The sequence below is a fragment of the Amycolatopsis sp. NPDC051045 genome (assembly GCF_040682955.1).
In the GTDB taxonomy this organism is placed as follows: Bacteria; Actinomycetota; Actinomycetes; order Mycobacteriales; family Pseudonocardiaceae; genus Amycolatopsis.
The window spans coordinates 86,891-102,421 of record NZ_JBFBCC010000013.1 but is presented as its reverse complement, the minus strand read 5'-3'; the positions used below and the strand labels follow the sequence as shown (position 1 = coordinate 102,421).

The following is a 15,531-nucleotide window of genomic DNA, read 5'->3' as shown; positions in this document are numbered from 1 at the left end:
TAGGATGGCTCCATGGCGACACCGAAGACCCGGCGCCGGGGCACCGAACTGGAAGAGGCGATCCTGCGCGCCGCGGCGGACGAACTCACCGAAGCCGGCTACCCCGGCCTGACCGTGGAACGGGTCGCACGACGCGCGGGCACCAACAAGAACACGATCTACCGCCGCTGGCCGAACCGCGCCGCCCTCGGCGTCGCCGCCTACCGCCACCTGGCCGAGGACACCCTCAAGCCGCCCGACACCGGGAACCTCCGCGAAGACGCCCTGACGCTGCTGCGGGCGATCAACTGCGGCCAGGCTTCGCCCGCCGCACGAGCCCTCCGCAGTCTCCTCACCGGCGTGGGCGACGACCCGGAACTGCGGGAACAACTGCACGAACAGGCCGGCCGAGGCGGCGCAAAAACCTGGCTCGAGCTCGTCGACCGGGCCGTCGCGCGCGGGGAAGCACGACCCGGCGCACGCCACCCCCGCGCCGCCACCGCGGCCCTCGTCCTGCTGCGCAACGAATTCCTCACCCGCGGACTGGCCACAGTGGACGACGACGTGCTCGTCGAGATCGTCGACGAGGTCTACCTGCCGCTCGTGCGCGCATGACGTCCCGGCTCGCCCGCCACGAAAAGATCACCGCTGCCTTGCGGGAAGCAGGCGACGACCTCCTGGCCGCGGCCCGCCCGCTCGGCACCGGGATCGGCGGGTCGTCCTGGCTGCTGCGAGTGGCCGGCGAACCCGTCTTCGTCAAGCGGGTCCCGCTCACCGACGTCGAACGGGCGCACCCGCATTCGACGGCCGACCTCTACGGACTCCCGCCGTGGTCGCACTACGGGGTCGGTTCCGCGGGCGGCGGGGCCTGGCGCGAGCTGGAAGCACACCTCATGACGACGGCGTGGGTCCGCGGCGGGGAGTGCGCGAACTTCCCGCTCCTGCACCACTGGCGGGTCCGGCCCGGCCTGCCCCGCCCCCGCGCCGACATCGAGCGGGACGTCGCGTTCTGGCACGGCGACGACGGCGTGCGGCGGCGGCTCGAAGCCCTCGCCGGAGCGACCACCGACCTCGTGCTGTTCCTCGAGTACCTGCCGCACAGCCTCGCCGCCTGGCCGGGTGGCGAGCTGCCCCTGGAGGAGGACCTGCGGCAGATCACCGAATTCCTGGCCGGGCGGGGTGTCCAGCACTTCGACGCACATTTCGCCAACATCGTCACCGACGGCGAACGGCTCTACCTCACCGACTTCGGCCTGACGGTGGCTTCGGCGTTCGACCTCTCGGACGCCGAGGCCGAGTTCCTCGCCGAGCACGCCGACCACGACCGGGCCCACGTCCTGACCCAGCTGGTCAACCGGCACCTCCGAAGCTGGGGTGAATGGCCGGATCCGCGCACCCGCAACGACTTCGTCCGCGCGTGCGCGACCAGCGCGGTACCGCACCCGGACCCGCTGCTCCGGCGGTACGCTCCGCTGGCGGCCGTGGTCAACGACTTCTACTTCGCGCTCCACACCGAGAGCCGGAAGACGCCGTATCCGCGGGACGGGATCGCCCACCAGCTGGCTCGCGCGGGCCTGCCGCCGAGCCGGGGCCCTTCTTCCGGCTCTTGACCGCCGGGCGTGGCGGAATCTATCGTCAGCGTACCCCGGAGCATGTTAACGTTAACATGCGCTGGTCCCGACGCGCCCCGAAGGAACCGACAACGATGAGGTTGTTCTCCCCACGCCGTTTCGGCGTCGTGCTGGCCGTCGCGGCCGCACTCGTCCCCCTCGGCAGTTCCGGCGCCGGTGCGGCGCCGTCCTCCGACACCGGCGCGGGCCTCCGCGCCGCCGCGAGCACCCTGTCCGTGCCCGACATCGACGACGTCCGCGGCAATCTCACGCTGCCGGCGACCGGACCGGACGGCACGAGCGTCGCCTGGACGTCCTCCGCGCCTTCGGTGATCACCCCGACGGGTGAGGTCACCCGGCCACCGACCGGCGCCGCGCCCGCGAAAGTCGTCCTGACCGCGAAGGTCAGCCTCGGCCGCGACAGCACCACGCGGCGGTTCACCGCCACCGTGGTCCCCAAACCGGCCCAGGAACCCCTCGCCGGCTACAGCTTCTTCTACTTCACCGGTGAAGGCACCTCCAACGGGGAGCAGATCTACTCGGCGCTCAGCCGCGGCAACGACCCGCTGAACTGGACCGAGCTCAACAACGGCCAGCCGGTGCTCAAGTCGAGCCTCGGCGAACTGGGCGTGCGCGACCCCTTCATCCTGCGCTCCCCCGACGGCGACAAGTTCTACCTGCTGGCCACGGACCTGCGGATCTACGCCGGCCGCGGCTGGGACGCCGCCCAGCGGACCGGCAGCCGGTCGATCATGGTCTGGGAGTCCACCGACCTGGCGCACTGGTCGCGCCAGCGCAGCGTCCAGGTGTCCCCGCCGACCGCGGGCAACACGTGGGCCCCGGAAGCCTTCTGGGACGCCAAGCGCGGGACGTACGTCGTCTACTGGGCCTCGAAGCTCTACGCGGAGAACGACCCGAACCACACCAGGGACACCTTCAACCGGATGATGTACGCGACCACGCGCGACTTCCGCACCTTCAGCGCACCCCAGGTGTGGATCGACCCGGGCTACTCGGTGATCGACTCGACGGTCATCAAGAACCAGGACACCTACTACCGCTTCACCAAGGACGAGCGCAACAACACCTCGTCGACGCCGTGCAGCAAGTTCATCACCGAGGAGAAGGCCACCGACCTGCTGGACCCGCACTACGGCTTCGTCGCCGACTGCATCGGCAAGGCCACGGCGACCAGCCCGGGCCTGTCCGCGGGCGAAGGGCCGACCGGGTTCAAGTCCAACACCGAGAACAAGTGGTACCTGTTCATCGACGAGTTCGGCGGCCGCGGCTACGTCCCGTTCGAGACCACCGACCTGAACTCGGGCAAGTGGACGATGTCGGCCGGCGCGCACCTGCCCGCGTCGCCACGGCACGGCACCGTCCTGCCGGTCACCCAGGCCGAGATGAACCGGCTGAGCGCGCCTCCGGCGCCGGTGCAGGCCGACCCGAACGGCCTCGTCGCGCACTGGCCGCTCGACGCGAAGTCGGGCACGGTCGCGACCGACACCACCGGGCACGGCTACGACGGCGCGCTGGCCGGTGACGTCTCCTGGGCCGGCGGCGCGCTGGCCTTCGGCGGCAAGAACGGGCACGTCCAGCTGCCGAACAACCTGCTGACCGGCGCCGCCGCGGCCACCGTGTCGGCCGACGTCCTGGTCGATCCGAACCAGCAGACGCCGTACTTCCTGTGGGGCCTGGGCAACACGGCGAAGGACGGGACCGGGAACGGCTACCTGTTCACCACCGGTGGCACGGCGAGCGGCGGCCTGCGCGGTGCGATCGCGACCGGGAACTGGACGACCGAGCAGGCGGCGGACTCCGGCGGCGGGCTGCCGCGCGGGGTGTGGAAGAACGTGACGCTCACGGTCGGCAACGGCGTCGAAGTTCTCTACTTGGACGGCGTCGAAGTAGGCCGCAACGCGAACGCCACCATCAAGCCGTCGGACCTCGGCGGCGGCGTCACGGCGGCGAACTACCTCGGCCGGTCCGTGTACGCGGGCGACAAGACCCTGACCGGCAAGATGAAGGACGTGCGGCTCTACAACCGGGCGCTGTCCGGGCTCGAGGTCGCCACGCTCCCGTCGAACAGCACCGCGATCCGCTCGGTGCAGCTCGACGCGCTCAAGACGCCGGCCGTCATCGACTCCGGCGCCGGGACGGTCGTGCTGCCGGTGAAGCCGGGAACCGACCTGCGCCGGCTGGCGCCGCGGTTCGGCCTGGCGCCGGGCGCGACGATCAAACCGGACAGCCGGACCGTGGACCTGAGCCGTCCCCGGAAGTTCACGGTCACCGGCGCCGGCGGTGACCGTCGCGTGTGGACGGTCGAGGCACACGAGACGCGCAGCCCGGTCCTGCCGGGGTACCACGCCGACCCGAACATCGTCGCGTTCGGCGACACCTACTACCTGTACCCGACCACCGACGGCTTCGACGGCTGGAGCGGGACGAAGTTCTCGGCGTGGTCGTCGAAGAACCTCGTCGACTGGAAGGACGAGGGGGTCATCCTCGACCTGGGCAAGGACGTCGGCTGGGCGGACAAGAACGCCTGGGCGCCGACGATCGCGAAGCGCAACGGGAAGTATTACTTCTACTTCTGCGCCGAGGCCAAGATCGGCGTCGCGGTGAGCGACTCCCCGACCGGCCCGTTCGTCGACTCCGGCAAGCCGCTGATCGCGAAGAACCCCGACGGCGGCCAGGCCATCGATCCGGCGGTGTTCATCGACCACACCGGAAAGCCGTACCTGTACTGGGGCAACGGCAACGCCTACGTCGTCCCGCTGAACGACGACATGGTGTCCTACGACCCGGCGAAGATCACCCGGCTGGACGGTCTGACCGACTTCCGCGAGGGGCTGTTCATGGTGGAGCGGAAGGGCACGTACTACCTCAGCTGGTCCATCGACGACACCCGCAGCCCGGACTACCGCGTCGGCTACGCCACGGCGCCCAGCCCCACCGGGCCGTTCACCAACCGCGGCCTGATCCTGAGCAAGGACTCCCACCTGGGCGTCCTCGGCACCGGGCATAGCTCGATGCTGCAGGTCCCGGGCACCGACGACTGGTACCTGGCCTACCACCGGTTCGGCATCCCGGGCGGCGACGGCACCCACCGCGAGACGACGATCGACAAGCTGACCTTCCGCCGCGACGGCACGATCGCCCCGGTCGTGCCGACGCTGGAAAGCGTGCGGCCGCAGCGGATCCCGTGGCACTGCGGGGCGGTCCGGGCGAGCTGACCCGGGCAGGTGCGGGGAGGTCGCCTCGAGCGGCCTCCCCGATCTTCCCGAAGGGGTGAGACGGAGATCACGAGCGGCAGCGTTTACCCCGGCTCGGCCGGGGTAAACATCCGCCGTTCGGGTTGCTTCACTGCGTCCGCCCCAGGAGTCGTTTGATGACCAGCGTCCTGACCGACGGTGTCGAAAATCCGCGTCCGGTTCTCCGGCCGCGCCCCCGTCCGGTCACGTCCGACACGCTCGCGCAGCTCGCCCGGCTCGCCGCGCTGGCCGAGCTCGCCCGCCGCTCCTCACCGTCGCTCATGCACCACGCGATCCTCGCCGGCACGTCCCCCGCCACGGTGGCGGCGGCCGCGAAGGTCGATGTCGCCGAAGCGCACATCCGCTGGCACGAATGGGCCGACACGGCGGTCGGCCGCGACGAGTACCTCCGCGTGCACACCGCGTTCGCCAAAGCCGTCGTCGCCCGCCACGACGCCCTGGAGGAAGAACTGTGCCCGTGAAGACCGAAGAAACGACCCTGGCGGACCTGGCCGCGCTCGGTGACGCGGCCAGCGAACTGCTGGCGGAGATCACCGAGCAGCTGGCGACGGTGGCTTCACGGCGCTGAGACGAGCGCCATTCCGGGCGATCGCCCGTCCGCCCATTGAGTTCGAATTTGAACACCGGGTACGGTTGTGCCATGGGTCGTCCGCGGTGGCTGAACGCTCAGGAGAAGCGGGCCTGGAACGCGTTCTTCGGCACCTACGAGCTGCTCAACCGGCGGCTGGACCAGCAGCTCAAGCAGGACTCCGGGATCTCGCACCTGCAGTACGTGATCCTGGCCCGGCTGTCCGGAGCGCCGGACCGGGAGCTGCGGATGACCGAACTCGCCTGCGCCGTCTCGACGCCCAAGAGCGGGCTGAGCTACCAGATCGGCCAGCTGGAGCGAGCCGGGCTGGTACGCCGCCGCGCGTGCGAGAGCGACCCCCGCGCCGTCTACGCCGTGCTCACCGAGGCGGGCACGGCCCTGCTGGAACGAGCCGCACCCGGACACGTGGCGCTCGTCCGCGAGCTGCTCATCGACGTCCTCACCCCCGGCCAGCTGGACGCGCTGGCCGACGGCCTCGGCGAAGCGAACCGCCGCATGCTCGCGGACGGGGACGCGTCCGCCGACTGCGGCTGAGCCCGTCAGAAGGTGACCTGCGCCACTTTCGCCGTCGATCACCGGTGATTCCGGAACCCGTTCCGCGCCGCCCGCGAAGAGCCGATGACACCAGCCGGAGCGAAAGGCGGGCGATGACCCCGGAAGACACCGGTGCCGACGACGACGCGAGCGTGATCGCGCGGTCCCGGCACGAGCCGAGCCTGTTCGCGGTCATCTTCGACCGCCATTCCCGGCACATCCACCGTTACCTGGCCCGGCGCCTCGGTCCGACGACCGCGGACGACGTACTGGCCGACACCTTCCTGATCGCCTTCGACAAGCGGGCGAAGTTCGACCCGGCCCGGTCCGACGCCCGGCCGTGGCTCTACGGCATCGCCACGAACCTCGTCTCGCGGCAGCGGCGGACGGAAGCGCGCGAACTGAAGCTCCGGCTGGCCGTCGGGCCGCCGCCCGCCGAAGAAGGGCACGCCGACCGGGTCGCCGACCAGGTCAGCGCCCAGGCTCTCGGCAAGCGGCTCGACCGGGCACTGGCCGCGCTGCGTCCCCGCGAACGGGACGTGCTGCTGCTCGTCGCCGCGGAAGGCCTCGGCTACCAGGAAGTCGCCGAAGCACTCGCCATTCCCGTCGGCACCGTCAAATCCCGGCTCAACCGGGCTCGCGGGCGCCTCCGCGCCGAGCTCGGCGTCCTCGACCTCGTGAAGGAGACCTCCGGTCATGGATGAACTGGATCTGATCCGCGACCGCGCGGAAGCCGTCGGCTTCGCGCCGGCCGAGCACCTCACTCCGGCCCGCGAGCGGCTGCTGGCCGCCGCGCGCGGCGAACGGCGGCACCGGCCGCGCCGCTGGTTCTGGCTCGCCGGTGCCTCGGTCGGCCTGGCCGCGGCGATCACCGCCGTCGTCGCACTGGCCCCCGCCGACCAGGTCGGCGTCGGGCCCGGCGTGGCGCACGCCGACCCGGTCAAGGTGCTGGCCGCAGCGGCGAGCACCGCCCTGAAGGAGCCGGGCAAACCGCCACGGCCCGACCAGTTCCTGTACGTGAAGACCGAATACGCCATTCCCCCCAACCGCGAGGTCTGGCTCTCGGTCGACGGCACCCGCGACAGCCTGATGGGCAGCATCAAGGAAGGTGGCTGCCGCAACGGCAAGGCGCCGATGTACGGCACGAACGACCCTCGCGCGGAAGGGAAGCTCCAGGACTGCGTACCCAAGCCGGTCTACCGGACCGACCTGCCGACGACGGCCGACGCGATGCTGGCCTACCTCTACGAAAAGGAGGGCGATCGCAGCGGCCGGGCCACCTACATCGGCAAGGCCGTCTACACCCTCGCCTACGAACAGGTCCTCCAGCCGGCGTCCTACGCGGCGCTGTTCGAGGCGGCGGCGAGGGTGCCGGGCCTGACGGCCCTGGACCACGTCACCGACGGCGCCGGCCGCCCGGGCGTCGGGATCAAGTTCCCGGTGCCCCCCGGCTCGAGCCCGAAAGCGGAGCCGATCGTGCTGGTCTTCGACGCCACCACGTACCGGTTCCTGGGCACGACCGACAGCGCGGTGACGGTGCAGACCTACGTCGACCAGGTCGGGCAGCGTCCCTGACCACCCGGCCCCGCCGGGACCCGCACCGGGTCCCGGCGAGCGTCCGTTACGATGACGTGCTGTAACGGATCGACTAGGCTTCTTCGCATGGCGCGAGCACGCAAAGCAGAAGAGGAATCCGCGCCGAGGCCCGGCGGCCGTCCCCGCGACGCCGCGCTCGACGAAGCGATCATCCTGGCCACGCGCGAGCGGCTCGTCCGCGACGGCTACTCGCTCATGACCATCGGCGACATCGCGGCGGACGCCGGGGTCAGCCGCCCGACGCTGTACCGGCGGTGGCGCACCAAGTTCGAGCTCGTCGTCGACGCACTGGACCACGGCTTCCGCAAGCAACGCGACTCCTACACCGTCGACCTGACCGAGATGGAACCGCGGGAGGCGTTCACCGAAGCCGTCCGGCGGCTCGATCCCGCGTACTTCACCCCGGACGCCATGGTGCTGATGGGCAACTTCGCCGGCGAAGCGATCCGCACCCCCGAGCTGCTCGGGATCCTCCGGGAGCACGCCGTCGAACCGAGGGTCACGCTGGTCGAGAACCTGCTGTCGCAGCTGCAGGAGAGCGGCGCGGTCGAGGCCGGCATCGACCGGCACGCCATCGCGACGCTGTGCTTCGGCAGCTACTTCGCCGCCTTCTACCGCGGTGAGAGCCGGGACGACATCCCCGAAGCGGTCGTCTCGGTGCTGTGGCCGGCGATCGCGGCGAAGAAGGCGGCCCGCAGGCGCGCCTGACCGGCGCGGATGCAAGACGGGGGCGATCCACGCAACCATTCCGGGCTTTCACCCGTGCATTAGAGGTGTGAGGACCTCTTCGGATCGACGACGGCAGTTCCGGGCGCGGGCGGTGGCGGTCGCGGTGCTGGCCGGGGCCGGGCTCGCGTTCGCCCACGCCGCGACCGGGGCGACGGCCGCGGGACCCGTGCTGGCCGCGGCGGCCGGCGGGCACAGCCTGCCCGACACCGCAGCCCCCGCCCCCGCCCCGGCGCCGGTGACCACCTCCGCGCGGCCGGCGCCGAACCCGGTCCTGCCGTTCAACGCGAAGCTGACGTCCGACGACATCCCCGTCCCGGGCGGCGGGGTGCGCAGCGGGGCCTGCAGCGGCGCGCTGGTCGCGCCGCAGTGGGTCGTCACCGCCGGGCACTGCTTCCACGACCTGAAGGACGCCCGGATCGGCGGGCGGCCGCCGTACACGATGACCGTGACCGTCGGACGGCTGAAGGACACCGATCCCGGCGGGTACACCTCCGAGGTCGTGGACGTCCGGCAGTCGCCGGTGAACGACCTGGCCGTGGCGAAGCTCGCCGCCCCGATCGACGACATCGTCCCGGTGGCGCTGGCCACGACCCGGCCGCCGATCGGGAAACAGCTCCAGTTCGCCGGCTGGGGTTCGCTCTCGGCGACCGTGCTGGGCCCGTCCGACCACCTCAAACGCGGGCGGTTCAAGGTGTCGGGCATCGGCCAGGCGACCCTGGAAGCCCAGCCGGTCGGCACGCGCACGGTGGAGAACGGGCCGTGCCCGGAAGACTCGGGCGGCCCGTTCTTCGTCTCGGACGACGACCGCACGGGGACCCTGGTGGCCATCGTCAACACCGGGCCGCCGTGCCCGCAGCCCGGTCCCGAGACGATCGCGCGGGTGGACGTCGTGGCGGACTGGATCCGCGAACAGACCGGCTGACCCGCCCGGTGGTCACCGGCTCGTCAGTGCGGCCAGCTCTTCGGTGATCAGCAGGTCCGGGTCGAACTCCATGCCGGCGAAGTGGCCGGCCAGCTCGAGCGAGAGCACGCCGTGCAGCCGCGTCCAGAAGGACAGCGCCCGGTGCAGGGCCGCGGCCGGCGCGGGATGGCCGCCCGCCCACTCGCGATGGGTCTCGAGGTGCGCGTCGAACGGCGTCCGCGGCCCGTCGTCCGCCTCCTGCGCGCAGGCTTCGATCAGCACCGCCATGACCTCGGACGAGATCGCGGTCGTGTCGTCGGGTGCGTGGTAACCGGGCACGGGCGTGCCGTAGATGAGGAAGTACCGCTGCGGGTCGCTGCGCGCCCAGTCGCGGACGGCGTGCGCCAGCCCGGCCGGACCGGCCCCGGCGCTCCGGGCCGACCGGACGGTGTCGGCGATGCTGCGGTAGGCGTCGCGGATGAGCGCGGTGATCAGCTCGTCCCGGCTGCCGAAGTACCGGTACAGCGCGGGCCCGCTCATGCCGACCTGCTTCGCGATCGCGTTGAGCGACAGCGCCGGCACGCCCGCGACGGCGATCTGCTCCCACGCGTGGCGCTTGATCTCCGCGCGCACCTGGGCTCGATAACGCTCTCGAGGACTCTCGGTCATCACTGTTAGAGGTTATCACGGTCCCTATTGACACTCACGCTCCGATGGTTATAGCTTCTAACCATCAGAACAACGAGTAACAACAGGAGGACACCGTGACATCACCCCGGCTGCGTTCCGCACTGCTCACGCTTTCCCTGGCCACGGGGCTGCACCACCGGACCGAGACGCTCATCAAGGCGCCGCCCGGCACGGTCTGGAGACTGCACACCGACGTGGCGCGCTGGCCCGCGTGGCAGCCCGCGGTCACCAGCGCGCAGCGGCTCGACCCCGGCCCGCTGCGGCCGGCCGACCTCGAGACCACCGCCGAAGCCCGCTGAGCCTCGAGGAGAAGACGATGACTGTCACCACCACCCCGCACCGCACCCCGACGGCCGTGCTCGTCGCGGCCTGGGCCGTCCCGGTCCTGGTGGCCGGCCAATTCGCACTGCTGGCCGGCGTGCCCATCGCCGTCGTGCTGATCGGTTCCCTGCGCCGGCGCATGCACCGCCGGTGGGCCGTCGCCCTCGCCGCGGTGTACGCCGCCGCGCTGGTGTTGTGGCTGGCCGGGCCGAGCAGTGCGCCGAGCCTGTCGAAGTACCTGAGCCCCGCCGCCACCGCGTTCTTCGCCGTGACCGGCGTCGTGGTGGCGATCGTGGTCAGCCGGCGTGCTCGATGACGAACGCCGTCAGGAAGCCGATGGTGGCGAGCAGGCCGGTGTAGAGCTCGGTGCGTTCGAACGCCTCGGGGATCATGGTGTCGGCGATCATGGCGAGGATCGCCCCCGCGGCCACCGCCGTGATCGCGGCGACGGTCGCCGGGGACGCCGTCCGCAGCAGCAGGTTGCCGAGCAGGGCCGCGATTCCGCTGGCGACCGCGATACCGGTCCACACGCCGAAGACGTAGCGGGCGCTGCGGCCGGCGCCCTTCATGCCGGCGGCGCTGGACAGGCCTTCCGGGACGTTCGAGATGAACACCGCCGCGAGCACGGCGACCCCGATCCCCCCGCCACCGAGCAGGGAAACGCCGAGCACCACCGATTCCGGTATCCCGTCGAGCAGGGCACCGACGGCGATGGCCGCCCCGCTGCCCGCGGCGTCCTGTTCGGACGGTTGCTGGTCACCGGAACGCTTGCGGTGCCGGGCACCCCGGCGCGCCAGGAGCACGTTGATCCCGACGTACACGACGGCGCCACCGAGAAAGCCGCCCGCGGTCGGCACCAGCCCGCCGGACCGCTGCGCCTCGTCGACGAGGTCGAAGGCCAGCGCGGAGATCAGCACGCCGGCCCCGAAGGCCATGATCCCGGCCACGACCCGCCGCGACACGCGCAGCCACCAGGCCACCGCGGCGCCGAGCACCAGCGCACCCCCACCGACGAGGCCCCACAGCCCCGCCTCCACCCATTGCGGCACGAGAGCCACCTTCCGCCGAAACCGAGATCGTCCGACGGAGGACTACCCACCGGCGCCGCCGGGGACACCTCCGGCAGCCATCGACGCCACGGGGTCGGCCCTGCGCGGCAGTGTGGCGCGCGTCACGGAATGCCCGGCGATCTTCGGCGCTACACACAGAGAACCGTTCGTCCACAAGGGAGGGCCATGTCCGCCACCACCGCCCCGGAAGAGTCCGTCGCCGCACCGGCCGTGCCCGAGCTGGAGGACTTCGACTTCCCGCTCACCGACGGTGCCGCCTGCCGCATCGACGACCCGGACTGCGAAGCCTGCCAGTGAAATCAGGCTCCGGCCACGGGCGCGATCCGCGTGGCCGGAGCCTGAAGATCGGCTAGACGTGCATGGCGAGCCACAGTGCCATCCAGGCGACGCACGCCAGCGCGCCGCCGACGCCGAACGCCAGCAGTACGCGTCGCAGTGCCGCCACGGCCCCGGCCCGGCCCGTCATTTCGGTGATTCCCGCTTCAGCCATGGCCAGGAGATGCCCGGGTCCGGGGGCGCCAAACATCGGCGGTCACGGCTCCCCCATCACCAGTCCCTCGATCGTGTGCTTCTGGGTGATGGGCTGCAGGACGTCGACCACGGGGCAATGCAAGTGGGCGCGCAGGGATTCCGGCAGGGACGCCCAGAACTCCCGGGTCACCGCGGTGTCGTGGCGGGCGTCGTTGCCCGCGCCCGGTGCGTCGAGGCCCAGCACCAGGACCGGACGCGCCTTGGCCGACTGGTTCGCGGTGCCGCGGTGGACCGTCAACGCCGACCGGATCGAAATATCGCCCATTTCGGGGAACTTGCGCGTCGCGAGTTCGCGGTAGCGCGGATAGGCCTCCCGCGGCGGGAACATGCCGTGGTCGAACCCGCTGCCATCGTCCCAGTGGGTGCCGGGGGCGATCTCGAACGGCCCCATGTCCGGCTCGGTGTCGACGGCGGTCACGTTCACGGCCAGCGACGTCAGCTTGCGGTCGCGCGCGGTTTCGGCGGGCATCGGGAAGTCACGGTGCCACGGCTGGTCGACCGCACCGGCGAGCGGGACGTCGAAGCCCACCTCGACGATCCGGTACGCCGGCCCCAGCACCGCCTCGGCGACGGCCGTGATCCACGGGTGGCCGGCCAGATCGGCGAACCCGCGCAGCTGCTCCGGGTGGATTTCGACGTAGAAGCGGTTCGGGCCGCGGCCGACGGCGCCGCCGGGCCGGGCGCGGGCCTCGGCGAACGCGGTGTCGATGTCTTCGCCGAGCTGCCGGACCCACTCGCGGGGAAACGCCTTGGGCAGGCCGATGATGCCGTCGGAGTACAGGCGGTCGGTCAGTGCCGCGAGCTCGGCCGCGGGCAGCGGGGCGGGGACGGTCTGGTGTGCGGTCATCCTGGCCTCCTAGGGGGCACGACGGCGTGGCAGCTCAGTTTGCAACGTGGCATGCCACGTTGCAAGAGGTACGCTCCCCCGGTGAACCCGAAACTGCGTGACGTGGCCGAGCACGCCGGCGTGTCGGTGCGCACGGTGTCCAACGTGGTCAACGGGTTCCGCTACGTGGCCCCGGCGACGCGGGAACGCGTGCAGGCGAGCATCGACGCGCTCGGCTACCGGCCCAACCTGGCCGCCCGCACGCTGCGGCGCGGCCGGACCGGGCTGGTGGCGCTGGTGATCCCCGAGATCGACTCGCCGTACTTCGCCGAGCTCGCCGCGCGGACCGTGCGCATCGCCGGCACCCGGGGGCTGACGGTGCTCATCGACCAGACCGACGGCGACGCCGAGCGCGAAAAGGAGCTGCTGCACGGAAAGCGCAGCCAGCTGGTCGACGGGGTGCTGTTCAGCCCGTGGGCGGTGGCGCCCGCGGAGCTGGCCGCGCGGACCGACACCGTCCCGCTGGTGCTGCTCGGCGAGCACGACGGCACCGCCGGCGTCGACCACGTCGCCATCGACAACGTCGCGGCCGCGCGCGAAGCGACCGCGCACCTGCTCGCTTCGGGCCGCCGCCGCGTGGCGGCGCTGGGCATCCAGCCGCGGTCGCTCAACGCCACCGCGCGGCAACGCCTCGCCGGCTACCGGCAGGCGCTGGCCGAGGCGGGCCTGCCGGCCGAGGCGGAGCTCGAGGTGCCGGTGCGGCGCCTGCACCGGGCCGACGGCCACCGGGCGATGCTGGGCCTGCTGGAGCTGGCCCAGCCGCCCGACGCCGTCTTCTGCTTCACCGACGAGCTGGCGCTGGGCGCGGTGCGGGCCGCCGCGGACCGCGGTGTCGCGGTCCCCCAGGCGCTGGCGCTGGTGGGCTTCGACGACATCGAAGACGGCCGCTACAGCGTGCCGGCCCTCACCACGGTGTCGCCGGACAAGGACCGCATCGCCGAACTCGCCCTCGACCGCCTGCTGCGGCAGGCGGCCGACCCGGGGCCGCCCCGCTCGATCGTCGCGCCCCACCACCTGGAAGTGCGCGAGACGAGCTGAGCGTGTGGGGCGGGCCCCGCCGGGTAACCGCGCGGAAACGGCGGACCCGGAGGACGCGATGGCACGGGACATCTACTCGGCGGAAGCGACGTCGAGCCGCGGGAGCGTCCGGGTGGACGGCCGCGGCGACCTGGCCTACCCGGTCGGCGAGCCCAGCGGCAACGGCACGGCCGACGCGCTCAACCCCGAGCGGCTCTACGCCGCCGCACTGGCGACCTGCCTGCACCAGTCGCTGACGATCGCCGCGACGTCGCTGGACGTGGAGCCGGCCGAAAGCGTGGTCACGGCCGAAGCCACGCTCTCCCACCGCGACGACGGCCGCTACGAGCTGCGCGCGGCGGTCGGCATCTACCTGCCCGGCGCGGCGACCGACGACCTCTACGACGCGGTCACCCGCGAGGCGCTGCGGCTGTGCCCCCTGGTCGGCACCGAGGTGCCGGTGACCTTCGACCACGAGCGGGGGCTCGCGCTCCAGCACCACCGTGGCCCGGCCGATCCCGGCCAGAACTGACGGCTTCAGCAGCCCGCGACGGCCACCCGGTCACGGCCGGCCTTCTTGCCCGCGTACAGCGCGTCGTCGGCCGCCCGGATCACCTCGTCGAGGCCGGCTTCGGGCACCTCGGGGTGCAGCGCCGCGCCGATCGTCGCCGACAGGGTCACCGGCTCCCCCGTCGGCGCGGTGATGCGCAACGCCCGGATCCGCACGCGGATGCGTTCGGCGATCGCGCGGACCTCGGCCTCGTCGACGTCCGGCAGCAGGACGGCGAACTCCTCGCCGCCGTACCGGCCGACCGTGTCGCCGCGCCGGACGGTCCGGGTGAGGACCGTGGCCACCTCCGCGAGAACGTCGTCGCCGACCGGGTGGCCGTGGGTGTCGTTGATGCGCTTGAACCAGTCGAGGTCGATCATCAGCACCCCGATCCGGCCGCGGGTGCGCTCCAGCGTGTGCTCGGCCTGTTCGTGCCAGGCGATCGCGTTGAGCAGCCCGGTGCGCTGGTCGGTGCGGGCGGCGAGCTTGAGCTGGTCGAGCTGGACGCACTGGTGCAGCGCGAACGTCGGGAGGATCATCAGCAGCGCGGCGGGCGGCCACCACAGCAGCGCCAGCGCGACGAACACCCCGAGCGCCAGCTGGCTGACCTCCAGCAGGTTGTCCGAGGCGCTGCCCAGGAGCCGGCGCGGGTGCTCGACGCTGACCGTCCAGGCGATGACCGTGCCGACGAGCCCGGTGTTGACCGCCCACTGCACCGCGGCCGCGGCGACCACGGCGGCCAGGTCGGCCCAGCCGGGCCGCGCGCCGTCGGCGAGGTGCTCGTGGACGCCGCTCGACCGCAGCACCGCGGCCGCCGCGGCCGCGGCCAGCGCGAGGGTGGCGGCGGTGAACACCGTGCGGTGCGGCGGCCGGACCGCGTCGAACCGGTTGACCAGCACCCAGCGGTGGGCGTAGATCACCGCCACCAGCGTCAGCTCGAGCACCAGGGGCAGCACCAGCACCCCGGCGAAGATCCAGACGCTGCAGAGGTCGACGTACGGCGTGCCCGAGCGGTCGCGGCGCCGCCGCTCGATCAGGTGCGAGGCGTGCAGGTGCGGCAACGCCGCCGCGGCGAGCCAGCCCGCCGTCGCCCACTGCCCGGGTGCCGGTGCCGCGCGGGCCGCGAACGCCAGCACGCCGACCGCCACCAGATCCACGCCCACGACGAGGAACCGCACCCGTCCGGGCAACGACCACAGCTTCCACCCCGGCGGCGCCCAGCCCCCGCCGGTACTCGCGTTTTCCCCCATCGC

General features: G+C 72.2%; 18 protein-coding genes and 1 pseudogene. 14 read left to right on the top strand and 5 right to left on the bottom strand.

All coding sequences use genetic code 11. The annotated features are described in order from the left end of the window. Window positions 1-12 precede the first annotated feature (12 nt). The 9 genes from AB0M80_RS27890 to AB0M80_RS27850 all read left to right on the top strand — a co-directional run bounded on the left by AB0M80_RS27890 (window position 13) and on the right by AB0M80_RS27850 (window position 9,234). Window positions 13-594, top strand: coding sequence for a TetR/AcrR family transcriptional regulator (locus tag AB0M80_RS27890; RefSeq protein ID WP_364570884.1), 582 nt, complete (start codon window positions 13-15; stop codon window positions 592-594). Continuing rightward, window positions 591-1,589, top strand: a complete 999-nt coding sequence (locus tag AB0M80_RS27885; RefSeq protein ID WP_364570883.1) for a hypothetical protein — start codon at window positions 591-593, stop codon at window positions 1,587-1,589. The genes AB0M80_RS27890 and AB0M80_RS27885 overlap by 4 nt, the downstream gene beginning before the upstream one ends. A gap of 95 nt (window positions 1,590-1,684) precedes the next feature. Further along, window positions 1,685-4,825, top strand: a complete 3,141-nt coding sequence (locus tag AB0M80_RS27880; protein ID WP_364570880.1) for a family 43 glycosylhydrolase — start codon at window positions 1,685-1,687, stop codon at window positions 4,823-4,825. A 155-nt stretch (window positions 4,826-4,980) separates the two neighbouring features. Next, complete coding sequence (locus AB0M80_RS27875; RefSeq protein ID WP_364570878.1) at window positions 4,981-5,325, top strand: hypothetical protein; 345 nt, start codon at window positions 4,981-4,983, stop codon at window positions 5,323-5,325. Between the two features lie 179 nt (window positions 5,326-5,504). After that, window positions 5,505-5,987, top strand: a complete 483-nt coding sequence (locus tag AB0M80_RS27870) for a MarR family transcriptional regulator (protein WP_364570875.1) — start codon at window positions 5,505-5,507, stop codon at window positions 5,985-5,987. 113 nt (window positions 5,988-6,100) lie between these two features. Further along, the gene (locus tag AB0M80_RS27865) at window positions 6,101-6,691 is read left to right on the top strand and encodes an RNA polymerase sigma factor (protein WP_364570872.1); all 591 of its coding nucleotides are present in this window, start codon (window positions 6,101-6,103) and stop codon (window positions 6,689-6,691) included. Further along, entirely contained in the window at window positions 6,684-7,562 is an 879-nt protein-coding gene (locus AB0M80_RS27860; RefSeq protein WP_364570869.1) for a CU044_5270 family protein, read from the top strand. Before AB0M80_RS27865 ends, AB0M80_RS27860 begins: the two co-directional genes overlap by 8 nt. Window positions 7,563-7,649: 87 nt before the next feature. Next, window positions 7,650-8,291, top strand: coding sequence for a TetR/AcrR family transcriptional regulator (locus AB0M80_RS27855; RefSeq protein WP_364570866.1), 642 nt, complete (start codon window positions 7,650-7,652; stop codon window positions 8,289-8,291). Between the two features lie 67 nt (window positions 8,292-8,358). Beyond that, window positions 8,359-9,234, top strand: coding sequence for a trypsin-like serine protease (locus AB0M80_RS27850; RefSeq protein WP_364570863.1), 876 nt, complete (start codon window positions 8,359-8,361; stop codon window positions 9,232-9,234). A gap of 12 nt (window positions 9,235-9,246) precedes the next feature. Here the strand turns inward: AB0M80_RS27850 and AB0M80_RS27845 are convergent, their stop codons facing one another. Next, window positions 9,247-9,882 carry a TetR/AcrR family transcriptional regulator gene (locus tag AB0M80_RS27845; protein ID WP_364570860.1) on the bottom strand — a complete coding sequence of 212 codons (636 nt, stop codon included), beginning with the start codon at window positions 9,880-9,882 and terminating at the stop codon, window positions 9,247-9,249. A gap of 95 nt (window positions 9,883-9,977) precedes the next feature. On the opposite strand from AB0M80_RS27845, the pseudogene AB0M80_RS27840 reads away from it, so the two are divergent. Next, window positions 9,978-10,220 (top strand): annotated as a pseudogene (locus AB0M80_RS27840) (SRPBCC family protein); the annotation flags it as partial. Further along, the gene (locus AB0M80_RS27835) at window positions 10,220-10,540 is read left to right on the top strand and encodes a hypothetical protein (protein WP_364570857.1); all 321 of its coding nucleotides are present in this window, start codon (window positions 10,220-10,222) and stop codon (window positions 10,538-10,540) included. The pseudogene AB0M80_RS27840 and the gene AB0M80_RS27835, both read left to right, overlap by 1 nt. Here AB0M80_RS27835 and AB0M80_RS27830 read toward each other — a convergent pair. Beyond that, entirely contained in the window at window positions 10,521-11,273 is a 753-nt protein-coding gene (locus AB0M80_RS27830) for a ZIP family zinc transporter (protein WP_364570854.1), read from the bottom strand. The genes AB0M80_RS27835 and AB0M80_RS27830 overlap by 20 nt on opposite strands. Window positions 11,274-11,459: 186 nt before the next feature. On the opposite strand from AB0M80_RS27830, the gene AB0M80_RS27825 reads away from it, so the two are divergent. Further along, window positions 11,460-11,591, top strand: a complete 132-nt coding sequence (locus tag AB0M80_RS27825) for a hypothetical protein (protein ID WP_364570851.1) — start codon at window positions 11,460-11,462, stop codon at window positions 11,589-11,591. 52 nt (window positions 11,592-11,643) lie between these two features. On the opposite strand, the gene AB0M80_RS27820 is transcribed toward AB0M80_RS27825, so the two are convergent. Both AB0M80_RS27820 and AB0M80_RS27815 read right to left on the bottom strand, forming a co-directional pair. Continuing rightward, window positions 11,644-11,784, bottom strand: a complete 141-nt coding sequence (locus AB0M80_RS27820) for a hypothetical protein (RefSeq protein ID WP_364570848.1) — start codon at window positions 11,782-11,784, stop codon at window positions 11,644-11,646. Between the two features lie 42 nt (window positions 11,785-11,826). Continuing rightward, window positions 11,827-12,672: a phytanoyl-CoA dioxygenase family protein gene (locus AB0M80_RS27815; protein ID WP_364570845.1), complete on the bottom strand. Its 846-nt coding sequence runs from the start codon at window positions 12,670-12,672 to the stop codon at window positions 11,827-11,829. An 81-nt stretch (window positions 12,673-12,753) separates the two neighbouring features. Between AB0M80_RS27815 and AB0M80_RS27810 the strand changes: the two genes are divergently transcribed. Beyond that, window positions 12,754-13,749 carry a LacI family DNA-binding transcriptional regulator gene (locus AB0M80_RS27810; RefSeq protein ID WP_364570842.1) on the top strand — a complete coding sequence of 332 codons (996 nt, stop codon included), beginning with the start codon at window positions 12,754-12,756 and terminating at the stop codon, window positions 13,747-13,749. Between the two features lie 58 nt (window positions 13,750-13,807). Beyond that, window positions 13,808-14,260: an OsmC family protein gene (locus AB0M80_RS27805; protein WP_364570839.1), complete on the top strand. Its 453-nt coding sequence runs from the start codon at window positions 13,808-13,810 to the stop codon at window positions 14,258-14,260. Window positions 14,261-14,265: 5 nt separating this feature from the next. On the opposite strand, the gene AB0M80_RS27800 is transcribed toward AB0M80_RS27805, so the two are convergent. Beyond that, entirely contained in the window at window positions 14,266-15,528 is a 1,263-nt protein-coding gene (locus AB0M80_RS27800; protein WP_364570836.1) for a GGDEF domain-containing protein, read from the bottom strand. Window positions 15,529-15,531: the final 3 nt, after the last annotated feature.

Excerpts from the sequence above, each read along its gene's own strand:
- AB0M80_RS27870 (WP_364570875.1), top strand. The coding sequence starts at position 5,505 with ATGGGTCGTCCGCGGTGGCTGAACGCTCAGGAGAAGCGGGCCTGGAAC.
- AB0M80_RS27865 (WP_364570872.1), top strand. The coding sequence starts at position 6,101 with ATGACCCCGGAAGACACCGGTGCCGACGACGACGCGAGCGTGATCGCG.
- AB0M80_RS27820 (WP_364570848.1), bottom strand. The coding sequence starts at position 11,784 with ATGGCTGAAGCGGGAATCACCGAAATGACGGGCCGGGCCGGGGCCGTG.
- AB0M80_RS27890 (WP_364570884.1), top strand. The coding sequence starts at position 13 with ATGGCGACACCGAAGACCCGGCGCCGGGGCACCGAACTGGAAGAGGCG.
- AB0M80_RS27885 (WP_364570883.1), top strand. The coding sequence starts at position 591 with ATGACGTCCCGGCTCGCCCGCCACGAAAAGATCACCGCTGCCTTGCGG.
- AB0M80_RS27875 (WP_364570878.1), top strand. The coding sequence starts at position 4,981 with ATGACCAGCGTCCTGACCGACGGTGTCGAAAATCCGCGTCCGGTTCTC.
- AB0M80_RS27825 (WP_364570851.1), top strand. The coding sequence starts at position 11,460 with ATGTCCGCCACCACCGCCCCGGAAGAGTCCGTCGCCGCACCGGCCGTG.
- AB0M80_RS27880 (WP_364570880.1), top strand. The coding sequence starts at position 1,685 with ATGAGGTTGTTCTCCCCACGCCGTTTCGGCGTCGTGCTGGCCGTCGCG.
- AB0M80_RS27855 (WP_364570866.1), top strand. The coding sequence starts at position 7,650 with ATGGCGCGAGCACGCAAAGCAGAAGAGGAATCCGCGCCGAGGCCCGGC.
- AB0M80_RS27860 (WP_364570869.1), top strand. The coding sequence starts at position 6,684 with ATGGATGAACTGGATCTGATCCGCGACCGCGCGGAAGCCGTCGGCTTC.
- AB0M80_RS27835 (WP_364570857.1), top strand. The coding sequence starts at position 10,220 with ATGACTGTCACCACCACCCCGCACCGCACCCCGACGGCCGTGCTCGTC.
- AB0M80_RS27845 (WP_364570860.1), bottom strand. The coding sequence starts at position 9,882 with ATGACCGAGAGTCCTCGAGAGCGTTATCGAGCCCAGGTGCGCGCGGAG.
- AB0M80_RS27800 (WP_364570836.1), bottom strand. The coding sequence starts at position 15,528 with ATGGGGGAAAACGCGAGTACCGGCGGGGGCTGGGCGCCGCCGGGGTGG.
- AB0M80_RS27815 (WP_364570845.1), bottom strand. The coding sequence starts at position 12,672 with ATGACCGCACACCAGACCGTCCCCGCCCCGCTGCCCGCGGCCGAGCTC.
- AB0M80_RS27805 (WP_364570839.1), top strand. The coding sequence starts at position 13,808 with ATGGCACGGGACATCTACTCGGCGGAAGCGACGTCGAGCCGCGGGAGC.